The 18,777-nt window shown below is 29.9% G+C and carries 21 protein-coding genes; 19 read left to right on the top strand and 2 right to left on the bottom strand.

The window, feature by feature from the left end; all coding sequences use genetic code 11:
• Nucleotides 1–2: 2 nt before the first annotated feature.
• The 8 genes from xerA to ACU4C5_RS01780 all read left to right on the top strand — a co-directional run bounded on the left by xerA (nt 3) and on the right by ACU4C5_RS01780 (nt 7,528).
• A complete protein-coding gene (xerA, locus tag ACU4C5_RS01815; protein WP_446845346.1) occupies nt 3–1,169 on the top strand; it encodes a site-specific tyrosine recombinase/integron integrase in 1,167 nt (388 codons plus the stop codon).
• Nucleotides 1,170–1,235: 66 nt separating this feature from the next.
• Nucleotides 1,236–2,261 (top strand): hypothetical protein, encoded by a 1,026-nt coding sequence (locus ACU4C5_RS01810; RefSeq protein WP_446845345.1) that lies wholly within the window; start codon nt 1,236–1,238, stop codon nt 2,259–2,261.
• Between the two features lie 7 nt (nt 2,262–2,268).
• Nucleotides 2,269–2,400: a hypothetical protein gene (locus ACU4C5_RS01805; protein WP_446845344.1), complete on the top strand. Its 132-nt coding sequence runs from the start codon at nt 2,269–2,271 to the stop codon at nt 2,398–2,400.
• A gap of 147 nt (nt 2,401–2,547) precedes the next feature.
• Nucleotides 2,548–3,105 carry a hypothetical protein gene (locus ACU4C5_RS01800; RefSeq protein WP_446845343.1) on the top strand — a complete coding sequence of 186 codons (558 nt, stop codon included), beginning with the start codon at nt 2,548–2,550 and terminating at the stop codon, nt 3,103–3,105.
• Between the two features lie 158 nt (nt 3,106–3,263).
• Nucleotides 3,264–3,653 (top strand): hypothetical protein, encoded by a 390-nt coding sequence (locus tag ACU4C5_RS01795; protein ID WP_446845342.1) that lies wholly within the window; start codon nt 3,264–3,266, stop codon nt 3,651–3,653.
• A 154-nt stretch (nt 3,654–3,807) separates the two neighbouring features.
• Nucleotides 3,808–4,629 carry a hypothetical protein gene (locus ACU4C5_RS01790; protein ID WP_193701527.1) on the top strand — a complete coding sequence of 274 codons (822 nt, stop codon included), beginning with the start codon at nt 3,808–3,810 and terminating at the stop codon, nt 4,627–4,629.
• A 350-nt stretch (nt 4,630–4,979) separates the two neighbouring features.
• Entirely contained in the window at nt 4,980–5,351 is a 372-nt protein-coding gene (locus tag ACU4C5_RS01785; protein WP_446845341.1) for a hypothetical protein, read from the top strand.
• Nucleotides 5,352–5,509: 158 nt separating this feature from the next.
• A complete protein-coding gene (locus ACU4C5_RS01780) occupies nt 5,510–7,528 on the top strand; it encodes a reverse transcriptase domain-containing protein (RefSeq protein WP_446845340.1) in 2,019 nt (672 codons plus the stop codon).
• A gap of 46 nt (nt 7,529–7,574) precedes the next feature.
• On the opposite strand, the gene ACU4C5_RS01775 is transcribed toward ACU4C5_RS01780, so the two are convergent.
• Nucleotides 7,575–8,546 carry an IS110 family RNA-guided transposase gene (locus ACU4C5_RS01775; protein ID WP_446845339.1) on the bottom strand — a complete coding sequence of 324 codons (972 nt, stop codon included), beginning with the start codon at nt 8,544–8,546 and terminating at the stop codon, nt 7,575–7,577.
• Nucleotides 8,547–8,907: 361 nt separating this feature from the next.
• Here ACU4C5_RS01775 and ACU4C5_RS01770 point away from each other — a divergent pair, with 361 nt between their 5' ends.
• The 3 genes from ACU4C5_RS01770 to ACU4C5_RS01760 all read left to right on the top strand — a co-directional run bounded on the left by ACU4C5_RS01770 (nt 8,908) and on the right by ACU4C5_RS01760 (nt 10,470).
• A complete protein-coding gene (locus ACU4C5_RS01770; protein ID WP_446845338.1) occupies nt 8,908–9,189 on the top strand; it encodes a hypothetical protein in 282 nt (93 codons plus the stop codon).
• A gap of 11 nt (nt 9,190–9,200) precedes the next feature.
• Nucleotides 9,201–9,719: a hypothetical protein gene (locus ACU4C5_RS01765; RefSeq protein WP_446845336.1), complete on the top strand. Its 519-nt coding sequence runs from the start codon at nt 9,201–9,203 to the stop codon at nt 9,717–9,719.
• A gap of 154 nt (nt 9,720–9,873) precedes the next feature.
• On the top strand, nt 9,874–10,470 hold the full coding sequence (locus tag ACU4C5_RS01760; protein ID WP_446845335.1) for a hypothetical protein: 597 nt from the start codon (nt 9,874–9,876) through the stop codon (nt 10,468–10,470).
• A 7-nt stretch (nt 10,471–10,477) separates the two neighbouring features.
• Here ACU4C5_RS01760 and ACU4C5_RS01755 read toward each other — a convergent pair whose 3' ends face one another.
• Nucleotides 10,478–11,449, bottom strand: coding sequence for an IS110 family RNA-guided transposase (locus ACU4C5_RS01755; RefSeq protein ID WP_446843784.1), 972 nt, complete (start codon nt 11,447–11,449; stop codon nt 10,478–10,480).
• 343 nt (nt 11,450–11,792) lie between these two features.
• Between ACU4C5_RS01755 and ACU4C5_RS01750 the strand changes: the two genes are divergently transcribed.
• The 8 genes from ACU4C5_RS01750 (at nt 11,793) to ACU4C5_RS01715 (ending at nt 18,769) form a co-directional block, all read left to right on the top strand.
• Nucleotides 11,793–12,410, top strand: a complete 618-nt coding sequence (locus ACU4C5_RS01750) for a hypothetical protein (protein ID WP_446845334.1) — start codon at nt 11,793–11,795, stop codon at nt 12,408–12,410.
• Between the two features lie 647 nt (nt 12,411–13,057).
• Nucleotides 13,058–13,477 carry a hypothetical protein gene (locus ACU4C5_RS01745; RefSeq protein ID WP_446845333.1) on the top strand — a complete coding sequence of 140 codons (420 nt, stop codon included), beginning with the start codon at nt 13,058–13,060 and terminating at the stop codon, nt 13,475–13,477.
• Nucleotides 13,478–13,633: 156 nt separating this feature from the next.
• Entirely contained in the window at nt 13,634–14,206 is a 573-nt protein-coding gene (locus ACU4C5_RS01740) for a Crp/Fnr family transcriptional regulator (RefSeq protein ID WP_055436620.1), read from the top strand.
• 90 nt (nt 14,207–14,296) lie between these two features.
• Entirely contained in the window at nt 14,297–15,445 is a 1,149-nt protein-coding gene (locus ACU4C5_RS01735) for a hypothetical protein (RefSeq protein ID WP_446845332.1), read from the top strand.
• A gap of 216 nt (nt 15,446–15,661) precedes the next feature.
• Nucleotides 15,662–16,297: a hypothetical protein gene (locus tag ACU4C5_RS01730; RefSeq protein ID WP_446845331.1), complete on the top strand. Its 636-nt coding sequence runs from the start codon at nt 15,662–15,664 to the stop codon at nt 16,295–16,297.
• A gap of 137 nt (nt 16,298–16,434) precedes the next feature.
• Complete coding sequence (locus ACU4C5_RS01725) at nt 16,435–17,451, top strand: CHAT domain-containing protein (RefSeq protein WP_446845330.1); 1,017 nt, start codon at nt 16,435–16,437, stop codon at nt 17,449–17,451.
• A 151-nt stretch (nt 17,452–17,602) separates the two neighbouring features.
• Nucleotides 17,603–18,145 carry a hypothetical protein gene (locus ACU4C5_RS01720; protein ID WP_446845326.1) on the top strand — a complete coding sequence of 181 codons (543 nt, stop codon included), beginning with the start codon at nt 17,603–17,605 and terminating at the stop codon, nt 18,143–18,145.
• A 150-nt stretch (nt 18,146–18,295) separates the two neighbouring features.
• Complete coding sequence (locus tag ACU4C5_RS01715; protein ID WP_446845329.1) at nt 18,296–18,769, top strand: hypothetical protein; 474 nt, start codon at nt 18,296–18,298, stop codon at nt 18,767–18,769.
• Nucleotides 18,770–18,777 lie beyond the last annotated feature (8 nt).

Below are 18,777 nucleotides of genomic sequence, written 5' to 3'. Positions count from 1 at the left end.
CTATGGTAGTTATAACTTTAGAGTTTTTTATTCATCGTTCACAAAAATGTGTTGCTATTAAATTTGATTATAATTTTGAAATTAAAGCATTTATTAAAAGGTTTGATGGTGTGTTTTGGTCTAAGACGCATGGTGTTTTTTATATTTATTATGATGCGGTACGTTTGCGGGCTTTGAGGTTGTATGTTTTAAAAAAGGGTTTAAAGCTTATAGATGGTTGTAATGAAATGGTTTATCCTATTGCAGCAGCTGTTGTAGATTTTAGATTTATTCCATTAGATAGTGACAGGCTTGCAGTGTATGATGAATTTTTAGAATTTCTTAAGGGAAAAAGGTTTAGTAAACGTACTATAGGATCTTATGGTCATTTTATATTAGATTTTTTACGTTTTACAAAGGATAAATCATTAGATGATTTGGATGATAACGATGTTAGACTTTACGTTGAGTGGGCTATAAAAACGTTTGATTATGCTATTAGTACTCATAGGCAACTGGTAAGTGCTTTAAAGCATTTTGCTTATTTTTATCCGGCATGTACTATAACAATAGATGCTATTTATATGCCTAAGAAGGATAAAAAGTTACCTATTGTTTTAAGTCTTGAAGAGGTGCTTATGCTTTTGCAAAAGACCAAGAATTTAAAACACCGTGTAATTATTGCGATGTTATATGGATCGGGACTTCGGGTAGGGGAGGTTGTTGATTTGAAGCTTAGTGATTTTGATTTTAAGCGTAAGCAGTTGTTTATAAAAAATGCAAAGGGTAGAAAGGATAGGTATACTACGATAGCAGAAAGTATTTTTCCTTTATTAAAGAATTACCATAATACCTATAGACCTAAAAGCTATTTTATAGAAAACCCGAAAGGGGGTAAGTATAGTGCGGCATCTATACGGGCATTTTTAAAGAAGAGTGTAAAAGCTGCAGGTATAGAAAAGGCTGTAACGCCTCATACATTACGTCATAGTTACGCCACGCATATGCTAGAGCAAGGTACTGATATTAGGTACATACAGGAGCTTTTAGGCCATAGTCGTCCTGAAACGACAATGATATATACTCATGTTACTAGGAAAGATTTACAACAGATAACGAGTCCTTTGGATATTGCTGTAAAACAATTATATTTACGGGATAACAATACTAACAAACCTAGCATATCCTGATTCATTTACGGGATATCAGTAATAAAAGTAATTATATAACGAGTTGTAAACAATTACCAAAAAACTGTGAAAGAAATAAAAATACATCGACCAATTCAAAAATCTGCAAATGTAGCTAAATTGACAAATTCCGATTTGACAAATACACATTCAAATATTTTTGACAATTTTAAAACAAAAAACACGAATGACTTTGACAATGCGAATAGAACAGTTTTAGGTTTTTTAAAACAAATACCTTCTTACGCAGAGTTTTTCGAGAAATCTGGGAAAAATTATAAAAACTTTGAAGTTGTTTTTCCTAAAGGTATCTTGAAAAAGATTAAAAACGGAGAATATCTATTAAATAAAAAAGTTGGAACAGATGAATTTTTAGCTTTTGTAAAAGATAAAAAAACAAATAACATTGTTAAACAACTTCGCCTAAAAGAAATTACAAATACTGAAAAATTAAATAATTTACTGCCATCATTGCAAAATATGGCAGTTATGAACTCTTTAAATCAATTAAGCAGTCAACTTGAACTTATTGAGAAAAAGCTATCTGATATTCATAAAGAGTTTAATAATGACAGAATAGGAAAAATACAAGCTGGTTATAGTGCTTATTTAGATGCTATACAAATGTCTGACAATAACAAACGAGAAATTGCACTTTTATCTGCACATAAATCATTGAACGAGGGAAGAAGTCAACTAATTGAAAGTGCAAAACAAAGATTAAGTAATATAGAAGTTGGTTTTTGGAAATCACTTTTTAAAGAGTTAAAAGCTTGGAATTACAAAAAAACACAAGAAGAAAACATAAAGGAGTTTATTAAAGAAGTTTTTTACATTCAACGTTCATCTCAAATTATTTTGACAATTTATCAAGAATTAAATGAGCCTCAATCTTTAATACAATCATTAGCACCTTTTAAGGATTTTATGGAGCATATTAATGACGACACAAGAGTTTATAAAATTAACGAATGGGAAACATCTGAAAATAATTGGAAACAAATTTCCAGTTCATCATTGAAAGCAATTCAAAATATCCCAAGTTATAACGAAATAGAAAACGCAGAAATTAAATTAGAAATAGATAAATAAAAGCGATATGAGTAATTCAAAAAACGGAAGTTTAGTAGGACAAATAATTAAAGGAGCTGTTAGTTTAGTAGCTATATTATTCACAGCGAAACAAGGTCATAATAAGTGGAAAGATAGAAATAAAGGTAAGAATAGTTAAATAACTGTTTACAACACCGTATATAATTTATTGCTGGCTTTTTGCTTACTTACGAAAGTCCTCGCGGACTTTCTTGGTTGGTAAATATTTACTAAATTAGTTGCTTGAAACACGCAACAAACCATATACAACAACGTTAGCAAACATATGACCAAACAGCCACTAATAATAATAATAATAATTGGAATTCTTATTTCGCTAAATTCTTGTAAACAAACCGAATCAAAAAAAATGGTTGAATCGGAAGTAAAAGAAGTTGTGGAAACAAAAACAGAAACCTCTAAATCGAATTCTGTTACAGAATTGTACATTGAAAATGATAGTTTGGTAATTGAACTAATGTCAGAATTAGAAAGAATTGCTCTTAACGAAAAGTTTGCGGTTGAGAAAAAACCAATAAAAAACAAACACGTTGAAAATTTAGTAGATACAATAATCACTCGAACTTTTGAAAACACAAAACTGACTTCTTATAAAGCTCTAAATAAAGAATGGATTTATAAAGCTAAAATCGAGAATCCTGAATTTGAGTTAAATGATTTTGTAAAAGTTGGAACGAAAAAATATGTTGTTGAAAAATCTCTTGCAGAAGGAATACAAAATGACACTTTAAAAATCGGAAATTTAGAACAAACCTCTGTTTTTAATTTAATATTTGAAAATGGAATTTTGAAAATGATAACATACGAAGGATATATAGACTAAAATACGTTTGCTAACACCGTATAAACTTTATTGCTGGTTTTGGCTCACTTGGGAAATTCCTCCGGAATTTCGCCGTTCGTGTTTTATTTACTAAATTCACTGCTGAAACAACGCAACAAAGCTTATACATCAACGTTAGCACACATTTGAGAAAAACTATGAGAATATTAATAATCCTTACTTTAATTTTCGGAATTAGCTCTTGCACAGCGCAATCTGAATCTGAAAAAAAACTAATCGGAAAATGGATTTTAGTTGCGGAAACGAACTCTTTCCCTGACGATATTGAGCCACTTACGGAAAATGACTCTAAATCGGAATCTGACTCAAAAACGGAATTGGAAACCACTCTGACTTTTAATAAGGACAAAACAATATTTATTAACCAAATGGGAAATGAATATGATGCGACTTACAAATCGACTGACTCAATTCTGACTATTGGAAATCGGAATTATATTCTGATTGAAGTTGACAAAAAGAAACTGATTTATAAAAATAAAGGCGGATTGTTTGACAAGCAATACGAATATAAAAAATCGGAATAAAAACGTGTGCTAACACCGTATAAAAATAATTACGGCTTAGTGCTTAATCAAAGGTCGTTGCGTGTTTGTAACATCTGATTTTCCTTCGGAAAATCCTCGCATACAAAACCGCAACTATTCTTATACATAAACGTTGTGCCACATTAAACAAACTATGAATAAAGAAGAATATTTTTTTGACGAATTGAAAAAAAGAGCTGATAATCTTCATTCAAACTCAGATAGAGATAATGAATCAAGTCGTCACGATTTACTTATATATCCTACTATAACAAGCGAATATGGACTTGGTTGGAATCCAATTGATTTGATTTCTCAATCAACTATTAAAATTCCTAAAGAAATTGAAGACAGTCATATCTTCAGAGGTGCAGTTCCTAAAATTCGAAAACCAGATATACTAATTTTTCCAAATGAAATTATAAAAAATGTTGCAGTTATTGAGGAAAAGAAAAGACAAGAAAGTGTTCAATCTCTTGCTAATCATAAACTTCAGCTTAGTGAATATCAAGCACTTTATGAATGTACTTGGGGAGTTTTAACTGATGGTGAAAAATGGATTATAAAAAGAAATTTCGAGACATTTCACGAATTTTCGACAATAGACGAATTACGAAAAGGTATTAAAGATTTTAGACACTGCATTGGAAGTAAAGAAATAATAAATAGATATAATCAATACAATACTTTTGATTACATAATAATATCACCTTTCCTTAATAATTTCAAGACTGCATTTCCTGAATTTGATAATATTCCAGTAGTTGTTTGTGGAATAAATAAAGGTAAAGTTACCGAAAATGGAAGCGGATTTAAGAATTACAAAAATTTAAAAAGCGCATTATTAGAATACCCTGATTTACACCCAAAACTTCATACGAAAAGATTTACTTGGGCTATAAAGGAAAAAGAAAATGACAAGATAAAAAAATTAAGATTTGAGAGTTGGATAGCTAATGATGTTTACTCAAGATAAAAAAAACGTGGCACAACACCGTATATAATTTATTGCTGGCTTCTCGCATACTTACGAAAGTCCTCGCGGACTTTCTTGGTCGGTAATTATTTACTAAATTAGTTGCTTGAAACACGCAACAAACCATATACAACAACGTTGGCAATAATATAAAATTACCGAATGAAACCATTTTTAATACTAACATTTCTAATTATAGCCTTTTGGTCAGTGATAACAACTTTTAGAGCAATCTATCTGATTTTAACAAAAGAATTTAATGGAAACAAGACAACTTGGATTTTGATTTCAATGATTGGAATTATTGGTCCAATAATATGGATTACAAAAGGAAAAAAATTAGTTTCTAAATGAAATACAGTATTCCAGATACAAGAGAATTAACAAAATCCGAAATTGAATTTCTGACTTATCTGTTTGGGAAAGAAAAATCGGAATGGACTAATTTAATCGGAAATCTGAAAGTTATTGCGAGATGTGGTTGTGGAAAATGTCCGACTATAATGTTTGGAAAAACATTTGACTCGGAAATTCAAAAAGGAAATTTAATAATAGATTACGCTGGAAAAGGTAAAAACGGAGAACTAATTGGAATATCTCTATTCGGAACTGACCAAATGCCGACTGAATTGGAATTTTACTCAATAGATGGAGAATCTAAAATCACGGAAATACCAAAAATTGAAACTCTGAAAACTATAACGGAAAATCTAACTGAATAAAAAATACTATTGCCAACACCGTATAAAAATAATTGCGGTTTAGTGCTTAATCAAAGGTCGTTGCGTGTTTGTAACGTCTGATTTTCCTTCGGAAAATCCTCGCATACAAACCCGCAACTATTCTTATACATAAACGTTAGCATACATTAAAAAAAAATATGGCAAGAGAATTTCATCTAGGGCATTTTTTAAAAGAACATCATTTTGAGAAATCTGTTCTTCTTTTAAAGAAACAATTAAAACAGACAAGCCCACTATATAACAATCTAGATTTCACACTGTATCGTCAATCTGAAATCGACACAATTAATGTTTCAGAGTTTTATAAAGACTACATCAAAAGAGACTCTCTTTATTATTTTGAAAATAAATTTTATTCAAAAAAATATTTTGGTGTACAAAGAGCTTATAAAACAAGAGAGTTTCATTATTTATCTCTCTCATCTTTAATAACATACTATGCTTTAGGAATGTACGTCAGAGAGTTGTTAGACAAAAAAATTGGGTTAGACAGAGAAATTAATAAATCTAAAAAAATCGATGTTTTTTATGGTGGTAGATTAAATTTCGAAAACCCAACAAACTCTAAAATTTTCTATTATGAAGATTATAAAGAATTTATTGGTTTAAAAGAAAGTTTAACAAAACCAATCGAAGGAAAGGTAAAATATGCAATTTCTCTTGACATTAAATCTTTTTTCTATACAATTGACCATAAAATTCTATTTGATTTAATTGATTCAAATTGTACACCAACCTTAAAGCAAAAGCTAAACTTTAATGAAATAACCAAAGAATCTATTGTGACTCTACTTCGCTTTTTTCAGCAAAATAATTTAGGGTTACCAGTATCAAATCAAAATTTAATATCAAGTTTTTTAAGCTCAATATACTTCTCAAGATTTGACCAATATGTTGCGGACAAATACCTACAAGATTCAAATTTCAGTTATATAAGATACGTTGATGATTTTTATCTAATTTTTGAAGAAGATAGCTCAACTTCATTAGAAGATGTAAGACAAAAAATATATGATATTGAAAATGATTTCTCTGAATATTTAATCAATAAATTAAATCTTTCAGTGAGTAGCTCTAAATGTGACAGATTTTGCATATCCGATAACGATAGTCAACTTGAATTTTTAAATGCTAGTAGTTTGGATAGTCCGTTTGATCTTGAATTTGACCTCGAAGATTTATACAAAGATTCTATTCTAAGTATAGAAATTCAGGACAAGAAAATCCCAGAAATATTTGACGAGTGCATTTCTATAATCGAAAAACTAAAAAGTCAATCTACTGAATTGCCCCAATTAAGTATTGACACAAAAGAATCAGCTTACCTAAATTATATTCTCATACTAAAAGCTTGTTTATCCTACTCAAAAAGTGATGAAGCAATTCAAAAAATCAAAGAGTCTAAGATTTTCGACAATATTCAAGCCTTAGATTTTATCCTTATCAAGCCTAAAGTGTTTTTTCACTTAATGACTTTGGCACAAGAAGGAAGAGATTCATTATTTCAACTTATAAAAACAAACTTAGAGTCAACCGGAAGTACTACACAAAAATTGACAATTTTAGACAAGTTTTTTCACCAAATAACTTTTCTAATATCAGAAAACACAAACGAAATCAAAGCTAATTTAATAACAGATTTTACCAAATACAAAAACGAGATACTTCCAATCTTATTAGCTATAAAAGTTAATGATATCTATGATTTAGAATACCTTAATTTAATAATTAATTCTTTAGATTCTAGTAACAACCTATCTGCATTTAGTCCAGTATATAATACTAGTTTTCTAAATTTAAATGATTCAATTCCTTTAACTCAACAAATAAAATTGAGAAGAATAAATGAGCTTTTGCTTAATTATAATGTTTGTTTTAATCATTTATTAAATGAATTTCAGTCCTTATTTGAGAGAGCATATTTTTCTGGAGAATCAAAAAAAGCTTCTGATATTAGGCTAAAAATGTCAGACGAGCATTTTGATGGTGATGAAATACATTTCATTTCTAACTTTTTTGAAAGGAGGAATCAAAACTCTATTTCACACACGAATGAAAATGATATTGGAGTTTGGGGTGTAAACCTAGATGAGTACATAGAATATAAAAATAATGTTTTACCTATATTGGCAAAAATCAACATATCGTTAAATTAAAACGTATGCTAACAAAGTACTGTGGTAAAAAACAAGTAAAAACTCATTAATTTCTCACTAAAACACTTCTGTAATTGTTGTCGTATGTTAATCCTGATTTTGCGATAGCAAAAGCCTGTTTTAGTAGCTTATTACAAACCGCAATTAAGGCTAGTTTTTTGCTCTTTCCTTTGGCTACCAATCGCTCATAAATTGCCTTGCAAGCATGGTTATATTTACACGCATTAAAACTGCACATAAATAATAAATTTCGAAGTTTTTGATTCCCTATTTTACTAATTCTCGGACGTCCTTTTACGCTACTTCCACTTTGCCGAATCACGGGAGTTAAACCTGCGTAACTACACAATTCACTGCCGCTTGTAAAACGATCAAAACCATCGGTTAGAACAACTAGCATTAGGGATGTTTTTGGTCCAATTCCTGGAATACTTTTTAAGCGAGTTAAAACATCTTGATGTACTTCTTTTACCAAAATAAGTAATTTATCTTCTATCGTTTTCATCTCTTTTTGAACCTGTTTTAAATTTCGTTTTAAAGAGCTCACAACTGCTTTACTTGGATTGCCTAAAACAGCTTCTCCATGTAGTTTATTTTTAAGCATGGTGCTTTGTTTTGTATACACAGAAAGGAGTCTGGTCATTTGAAGACATTCTAATTGATGTTTTGAGTTGCCTTTCCATAGCTTTAATTCTACATGTTTAGCATACTCACATATTAATTTCGAATCGCTTTTATCGGTCTTAATTTTTGATAGTTTCATCTGAATAAATCGTTTTACCGATAATGGATTTTCTACCGAAACTTTAATGCCTTCTTCTTGTAAATAATAGGCCAATTGGTAATGATAATAACCTGTGGCTTCCATCACACAATGGCTATTAAAATCTAACAGTTTTACGAACTTTTTAAAGCCCGAACTATTATTTTTAAACTGGTAATAATTCCCTTGGGAATCTGTAACATCAAAAACTAAATGACTGATGTCAAGTCCAAAATATTTTATATCTTTATTCATAAGAAATGTTTTTTTGAAAGGACAAGCTACGCGAGTTTCAACGACTTAAAATCGAGGTCTAAAGCCTCATAGAACTGTACGAAATCTGTGTAGTAAAAGAGAGGGGATTTTCAATGTTGACGAGATCTATAGTCTCTGCGTATATAATAACCTTATTCCTCTCTTTTGTCTTTTCTAATTATGTATCTAATTTAATAAAAAACAAACTTAAGCCGTATATAATTTATTGCTGGCTTCTCGCCTATTTACGAAAGTCCTCGCGGACTTTCTTGGTCGGTAATTATTTACTAAATTAGTTGCTTAAACCACGCAACAAACCATATACAAACACGTTGTAAAACATTTAACAGAAACATTATCAATGATTTGGACAGACGAGGAATTTAAAGAAGAAGCTTTAGTTTTTTGGAATAAAAACTGGAAATATTTAAACGAAGATTATCCTTTTGACATTGCGTCAATGGCTTATGAATATGTTAGAAATAATAAAGATTTTAAATATAAAGACCACGTTGAAGCTGGAGTATTAGTAACGTGTTTAGTGAACTATGGCTACATTGAATTCACTAAAAGAGAAAACAACGTTAGATATCATTCCCTAACAGAGAAAGGATTAAATTTTATAAAAGAAAAAAATCAATAGAATCCTGAATTTTGAAAGACATTATTAAACAAAAATTAGTAATAGATATTGATACTGCACCGAATTGGGACAAAGTCTATAGCGGAATTTGTTTAATTGCTAATTCTGAAATAGTACTGCTTCTGAATTTTAATGACGAGACTGCCGAATTTGACGGGTTTTCAATACTTAAAAACAAGGATTTTGAAAAATATCGTGTTTGGGAAAAAGAAGATTATGCCGAATTAAAAAATGACAACTCTACGGAACTGCTTAAATCAATCAATATTGAGAATTTCAGCGATTTAAAGTCATCTTTAAAGCACTTAATGTCTGAACTTATAGCAATTTATACTTACGATGACGAAGATTCTTATTTCGTAGGTAAAGTATTATCGATTAATGACAGTTCGATTGAATTAAAATTAATTGATAAAGATTCAAAATGGACTGATAATGAAAAGATAAAATTAAAAGAAATAAGTTACGTCGGATTTAGAACTTCCTATGAAACGAAATTAATAAAAAACGTTTTACAACACCGTATATAATTTATTGCTGGTTCTAGCCTGCTTACGAAAACCCTCGCGGATTTTCTATTCGGTTTTTATTTGCTAAATTACGTTCTTAAACACGCAACAAACCATATACAAACACGTTGTGCGTCATTTAAGAGCAGAACGAAAACAAAAATAAATTAAGAAAATGAAACCTGATTATCTGAAAATAATTATAGATTCTTTCCCTAAAAATCTAAAGTCAGATGTTATAAAAGTTTTCAGCATTATTCCTTTAGAAAGTAAATACAAATTTGATTTAATAAGTTCTGATACTTACAATGTAAAAGTAAGTGGAGAAATATTAAAAATCCCAGGAAGAATTTATTTTGACGAACCAAAATCACAAAACGAAAATCAACTGACCGAAAAACAGAAAGATATTTTGAATTGTTTTTTTACCAGACATCATAATGGATTTATAAGAGAGAAAAGATTAAATAAAATATCTGGAAAACCAGAAAAATGGAAAACACCTTTTTTAGTGCAATTATTAGGAGAATATATTTATGAATTGTTTCCGATTATTGACAAAAAAGTAAATAACGATACATTGGAATTTTATAAAGAATTCAAAAATGAAAATCCAAAATATTGGGAACAGACCGAAAGTCGAATAGCAAGTTATTGGAATGAATATTATAGATATAAATTTCCGAAATTAAAAGAATATTTAGGAATTGAAATTATTAACCGAATAAAAAAAACGAACGCACAACAAAGTACTGTGGTAAAAAACAAGTAAAAACTCATTAATTTCTCACTAAAACACTTCTGTAATTGTTGTCGTATGTTAATCCTGATTTTGCGATAGCAAAAGCCTGTTTTAGTAGCTTATTACAAACCGCAATTAAGGCTAGTTTTTTGCTCTTTCCTTTGGCTACCAATCGCTCATAAATTGCCTTGCAAGCATGGTTATATTTACACGCATTAAAACTGCACATAAATAATAAATTTCGAAGTTTTTGATTCCCTATTTTACTAATTCTCGGACGTCCTTTTACGCTACTTCCACTTTGCCGAATCACGGGAGTTAAACCTGCGTAACTACACAATTCACTGCCGCTTGTAAAACGATCAAAACCATCGGTTAGAACAACTAGCATTAGGGATGTTTTTGGACCTATTCCTGGAATACTTTTTAAGCGAGTTAAAACATCTTGATGTGCTTCTTTTACCAAAATAAGTAATTTATCTTCTATCGTTTTCATCTCTTTCTGAACCTGTTTTAAATTTCGTTTTAAGGAGCTCACAACTGCTTTACTTGGATTGCCTAAAACAGCTTCTCCATGTAGTTTATTTTTAAGCATGGTGCTTTGTTTTGTATACACAGAAAGGAGTCTGGTCATTTGAAGACATTCTAATTGATGTTTTGAGTTGCCTTTCCATAGCTTTAATTCTACATGTTTAGCATACTCACATATTAATTTCGAATCGCTTTTATCGGTCTTAATTTTTGATAGTTTCATCTGAATAAATCGTTTTACCGATAATGGATTTTCTACCGAAACTTTAATGCCTTCTTCTTGTAAATAATAGGCCAATTGGTAATGATAATAACCTGTGGCTTCCATCACACAATGGCTATTAAAATCTAACAGTTTTACGAACTTTTTAAAGCCCGAACTATTATTTTTAAACTGGTAATAATTCCCTTGGGAATCTGTAACATCAAAAACTAAATGACTGATGTCAAGTCCAAAATATTTTATATCTTTATTCATAAGAAATGTTTTTTTGAAAGGACAAGCTACGCGAGTTTCAACGACTTAAAATCGAGGTCTAAAGCCTCATAGAACTGTACGAAATCTGTGTAGTAAAAGAGAGGGGATTTTCAATGTTGACGAGATCTATAGTCTCTGCGTATATAATAACCTTATTCCTCTCTTTTGTCTTTTCTAATTATGTATCTAATTTAATAAAAAACAAACTTAAGCCGTATATAATTTATTGCTAGTTCTTGCCTGCTTACGAAAACCCTCGCGGATTTTCTATTCGGTTTTTATTTGCTAAATTAGGTGCTTAAACACGCCACTAATCATACACAAACACGTTAGCAAACATTTAATGAACAACCTCAAAATCACATACATACTATTATTTTTTTGCCTAATCTCATGTAAAAAGTCAACGGACTTAAAAACTGAAAAAGTCACTCTGAATAAAACAGAAATTGACACTTCTAAACGTTACCAAAGAATTAATATTCCTTATTATGACAATGGCGAATTAGTTGGAGAAAACGAAGCATATGTTTCTAAAAAACTAGATACCTTTTGGAATACTTGGCTTTTTTACAAAAAAGGAGTGATAGATAGTTCTAAAAGTAAATTTTTTGATTTCAATATTACTGGAAATAAAAAAGACTCAATTCTGAAAGGGAAAATCAGTATTTACTCGCCTGCTGATAGTATTCCTAAATCAAAAATTAGTTCAAGAGAAATAACATTAGTTTTTCTACAAAAAGAAAACGATTCTGTAATTGTTAAAGAAATTAAATCACAAAAAAGCACGTTTGAATTTAACTATAAAAATTTTGAAAACTATGGATTTGAAGGTTTTGTAATGGACTTACGTTTTATTAAAATAGATTCAACTTCTGAAAAATTACTTCTGAATAGAAACTATTTTGCGTTGGACACAAAACTTTCAACTAACAACGTTTATGTAGAATTATTAGAATAAAAACGATTTGCTAACACCGTATATAATTTATTGCTAGTTCTAGCCTGCTTACGAAAACCCTCGCGGATTTTCTATTCGGTTTTTATTTGCTAAATTACGTACTTAACCACGCAACAAATCATATACAAACACGTTGGCAACAAGCACTCACTCAAAACGGATGAAAACAAAATGAAAGAAACGAAATACAAAAAATGGTCTTTTAGATTACTTATATATTTGATAATAATTAATGTATTAGTAGCATATTTCGTAATAAATTTTGCTGTTGGATTACACGATGTTGGCAGATTTGAACAGAATATTGGAATTTTATCTCTTGTTGCAAATCTGATTTTAATTGTTGGAATTGTATTTACTATCTTGAGTATAAAAAACAAGGAGCATAAAAATTATCAATACTATTTTTCAATTATTGGATATCCAATATTTCTAATTATGACTTTACTTTCAATATTTTCAAATTTGTAAACAAAATACTGAATATCACAATTGAGATAAACCAAAAAATGAAAAACACATTGAACTTATTATTTTTGATTTTAACTTTGATTTCGTGTAAAAATCAATCGGAATTAAAAACGGAAATTGCTTAAATTGAGAAAACCGGACTGATTGAAATAACGCAAATTGACTCTATATCTGAATTGTGGAATGTTTTAGTTTTCGAGAAAGGTGGTTGTTTAGGTGGAGAACAGTACATAAATGAAAAGGAATTTAAAAGAGAAGAAAAACCACTAGTTTTCAGCGAAACGGAATGGAAAAAATTCTCAGAGAACGACAAAGGAAAACTGACTGAATTTCTAATTACCAAACTTTCTGACACAACTAAAACGAAAGTCCATACTTGCCCATTTTTTGGAGCAACAAATGGAGAAATGGCTGTTTATTCACTTCAGCACATTAACAAAAAGAATTGGTTTGACTTTTCTGAATTTAATGAATATAAAGACAAGGAATATAAAAGCGCAACTGAACAGCCTCAAATGTGGTTACAGAATATATTGAAAAACGAAACCGACAGAAAAAAAATAGCGGAATTATATAAAAAAGAACTAAAAAAATAAAAGCCAGATTGCCAACACCGTGTATAATTAATTGCTTGTTTTAAGCCTACTTACGAACATTCCTGCGGAATATTCTATCTGTGATTTATTTGCTAACTTAGTTCCTTAAATCACGCAACTAACCATACACAATCACGTTGGCAGTAATTAAAAAAAATGAAAAACCTTATAAAATATGCTATTAAATACGGTCTATCAGAAGATTTAATTCAAGAGATAAATTTGAATGGTAAACAAATTGAAATCAAAAAAAACGAAAATATTCTTAATGTTGGAGAACATAGTAAATATATCTATATAGTAATCAAAGGTGGATTTATAAGTCAGTATTTTGATGATAATAAATCAAAATTTAGAACAACTTCGTTCCATATTGACAATTATCATCCATTTATGACGCAACCAGAAAGTTATTTTTCAAAGAAACCTTCTGATACGCAAATAAAAGCATTTAAAAATTCCCAAGTAATTGAATTTCATAGAAATACAATAGAAAAATTAAGTTTGAAACATAAATCTTTTGATAAATTTTGTAATACGCATATTATAGAAGCTCTCATTTTTATAAATCAAATAAAGTCTAAATTAATAGGTCTTCCCAAAGATAAATTATACGATTACCTCCTAGAAGAACACGGTCCAATTACTAAAAATGTTCCCTCAAAGTATATAGCAGAATTTATGGGAGTTACACCCCAATGGTTAAGTAAAATAAAACGTACTAGTTGAAACATGAAATTAGTTTCATCAAACTCAAATAAATTACATTTATTTTTGTGCTTTACAAAAACTATAGATCACAATTTAACTCAAATTAAAATGAAAAATAAAATCAGCCTTACACTTATAACACTTCTTTTTTCTACTTTTTTATTCAGTCAGAACTTAGCAAAAATTAGCAATGACTATAACAAAAGAAACTTAATAGAAGGTAATATTCCTGAAAAATGGGAAGACGGAATGAGAACATCCGGAGATAAAGGAAGCTATGAATGGTGGTATTTTGATGCTCATTTGCATGATGGGAGTACTGTTGTAATGACGTTTTACACCAAGTTCATGACCGACATAAAAAAACCTTTTAATCCATACTTGACGGTTAGTATAGATAAAGCTGATGGTAGTAAAATATCAGAAAAAATTTACTGTGACCCAGAAGATTTTTTCGCTTCAAAAGATTCGTGTAATGTTAAGATGGGTAATAGTTATGCAGAAGGAAACCTAAAGGAATACAAAATTCATATTGAAAATGAAGATATAAACTTAACAGCCGTAATAAAAAGAACTACGCAAAGCTGGAGACCAAAAACAGGACATATGGTATTTGGTGCTGACGAAAGCAAAGAATTCAATTGGGTAGTATCTGTACCTCAAGGTGAAATGGAAATTGAATATGATTACAAAGGTGTAACAACAAAAACAGTTGGTTCTGCCTACCATGACCATAATTGGGGAAATTTCTCTATGATGAAAATTTTTAACCATTGGTATTGGTCAAGAGCTGAAATTGGTCCTTATAACGTAATTGCTTCAGAAATGATATCAGAAAAAGAATTTAATAATGACAATATAATTACTTTTAATATTTCTAAGGATGGCGAAACAGTTGTTGATGATGGTGAATTAGTAACTCTATATAGAACTTATGGTAAGGAGCATCCAACATTAAAAAAAGATGTAAGTGACGATTTAATTTTTGTTTATAATGATCCTCAAACTGAATACAGGTATGAATATTCACTTTTTAGAGAAAAAACTATTGTTGAAGTAGATTTAATTTCGGCATCAGTCGGTAATGGGCTTAAATTCAAACTTGCAAAAATGCTTACTAGTATTGATCCTGCATATTTTAGATTTACTGGAAAAGCAGAAATAAGAGTTTACAAATCAGGTAAATTAATAGAGAAGCACACCAGTAACAAAGCGGTTTGGGAATTAATGTATTTTGGGGATCCTGTAGGTAAATAAAACTACTGCCAACAATGTATATAAAAAATAGGGCTTTTGTGCTAACTCCAAAGTTCTGTGTTTATTTACAAAGTCCGCTAAATATAAAATTTGGAATTTAAACGAAAATTAAAAACAAAATATTTATATTTAGCTAAGTGTTAAACCCGAAATATAGTGCTTATTTTATGCCCTAATTTTCATATACTAACCGTTGGCAACAAGCTGAACTAACCAATGAACATTAAGAATAAAGCATTAAATTTTCAATACCAATACAGCCGAATTTTCACTTTTGGTCTGAATAGGGAAAAGTTTGTGTGCTTACCAAAAAGCAATAGCTTGTTCGCATCGAATAACTCGAAAAACACATTTCTTGCCCTAGGATTTACATTGTTTTCTTGTTTACTATTTTTTTCTGGATTTATAGAGTGGTATACAAACGGAACTAAAATTACAACGGGATTTATAATTGTTTTTTTTGTTGTTCATCCAATTGTTGCGACTATCGGATTACGACAATTTTTGTGGCTAATTAATGGACGACAAGAATTACGGATTGAGAATGGAAAAATGACATTAACTAAAAAAGGAACTTTTCTAACTAAAACACAAACTTTTGAATTGCTACACGTGAAAAACGTTCGGAATGAAATACACGAAAACTCATTATCGACTTATGACAAAACATTGCGGAATATCGCTCTAAATAGGAAATTGCTTTTTAGTCACATAATGGGAGAAATAATATTTGACTATAAAGGAAAAAAGATAAAATTATTTAATGAATTGACCGAAAATCAAAAAGTGGAATTAATAACTGAAATCAATAATCTGAAAGAAAAGCCTACGCACAACACCGTGTATAATTAATTGCTTTGTTCCTGCTCATCTGGAATATTCCTGCGGAATATTCTCAGGTTCGTAAAAGTTTACTAATTTAGTTGCTAAACCACGCAACTAATCATACACAAACACGTTGTGCGTCATACAAAAAACCATCGAACTAAATGATAAAAATACCTTTAAACAGAGCAATACAATTACTTGAAAAGAGACTATCGGAAGTAGATAATAGTCAAACCGATTTGAAAGCTTTGAAAAGTAGATTAAAAATTGACATAGAAGCTATATTTGGACTGGCAAGTACACCTTCTATGACTGTTATAGGTTTAAGTACACCAATTTTTGACAAACCAGAAGAAATCGTAAAATGCAAAACAACATTCAGACAGACAATAAAAGGTTGGATTGAATTCATAAATGACTTTCATATTATTGACCAAGAGAAACTGGAAATTTCTGAACAGGAATTTAAAGAGAAATATGTTAATTTATTGAAGAAATGGAATGAACTAATACCTGAATACAATCAATTACTGAAAGATTACGAAAATATAACGGCGAAATACGATGATTCACTTTCTGAAATTGAAATTTTAAAAGGTAAATTAAATCAAAATCAAAATATAGGAGACATCATCAAGATTCTATTTTTAGGAGCAAGTCCAATAGATGAAGTGAGATTAAGACTTGACGAAGAATTAAGAGACATAGAAATTGGTTTAAAAATGGCGACTTTAAGAGAATCATTTGATTTAAAATCTAAATGGGCAATTACAACCAAATCATTACAACAAGCTATGCTCGATGAAAATCCAACAATTGTTCATTTTTCAGGACACGGTCACGTCACAGGAATTGCAGTTGAAGATTCTTTAGGAAATTCAAAACTTATAGAAAACAATGCAATTGGTGGATTATTTGATTTATTTAAAGAAAATATTAAATGTGTTGTTTTAAATTCTTGCTATTCAGAATCTCAAGCCAGAGAAATTGCGAAACATATTCCATTTGTTATAGGAATGAAAAAATCAGTAAATGATAAAGCAGCAATAGCTTTTTCAGTAGGTTTCTATTCTGCATTAGGAGCTGGAAAAGATATAAAATTTGCTTTTAAAATGGGAACTGTTGCAATTCAAATGGAGGGAATTAGCGGAAACGATATTCCTGTACTTTTGGGTTAAAAAGTACGAACGCACAACACCGTATATAATTTATTGCTGGTTTTAGCCTACTTACGAAAGTCCTCGCGGACTTTCTTGGTCGGTAATTATTTACTAAATTGGTTGCTTGAAACACGCAACAAACCATATACAACAACGTTGTGCCCAATTTATGAAAGACAGTTACGAAATAGAAAAACCTAGTTCCGATTTGAACTATTTGACAATCGGAATTAAATATATTGTCTTATTTATTGTTCTCTTTTTAGCAAGCTGGATTGCAATACCTTTATTAATTGCAAACGGACGAGCAACGAGAATTAATCCTGTGGCTGAATTTCTTGCGGAAAATGCTTTTATTTTTAGCATTTTAATTTCACTATCTGTTATCATTTGGTTCATTTACCGAATTAGGAAAAAATATACGCTCGGAGAAGTCTTCAAAATTGACTTTAATGATTCTGACCAAAAACTGAATATAAAAACAGTTAATCTAGCAAATAATCAAGAAAAAGATAATTACTATAATTATAAAAATCTATCGTATAAGTTTTACAAATCCAAAGATGTACTCTTTGGAAAACAGAGAATTTTGCACATTTTGAATGACGATAAAACTGTTCACGAAATTAATTTTGACCGAACAGCTTGGTGTAGAAATGAACGGATTGACAAACTGATTGAAAAAATAAAAACTGGGCACAACACCGTATAAAAATAATTGCGGTTTAGTGCTTAATCAAAGGTCGTTGCGTGTTTGTAACGTCTGATTTTCCTTCGGAAAATCCTCGCATACAAACCCGCAACTATTCTTATACATAAACGTTGTGCATAATGTAAACTAACCCTGAAAAATCGAACTAAATTGAATAAAATACCGAATAAAATAAAATATGGAATTTTCGGAATTTCTACTTTGATTTTTTTATTATTTTTTCTTGGAATAATAAATCCTTTTGGTCTTAATGATTCTCTGCAAAATATTACTGGATATTTCTTCGGACTTTCCTTTAGTAATATTGACTATTTAACGATTTCCTCTATTCCTGTTTTCGGAATGTTTTTTAACTCAAGTCGGAACGAATTTAAAATAGCAGATTTAATTAAAGATATCTTAACTATTCTGATATGCACATTAATAACAATTGCTATTGGACTTTACTTGCTGACTTTTATCGGAAAACCTAATAATCCATTAATACCTCAATATTTATTAAGAGAACCATTTTTTCTATACTCGACATTAACAATCGCAATTGGAATACTAATACCTTTCTTAATAATAAAACGGAATAAAAAACGGAACGGATTAAATAACAATGGAATTGAAAACGGATAAAACACTAT

Source organism: Lacinutrix undariae, assembly GCF_052934785.1.
This window is presented reverse-complemented; position numbering and strand designations above follow the sequence as displayed.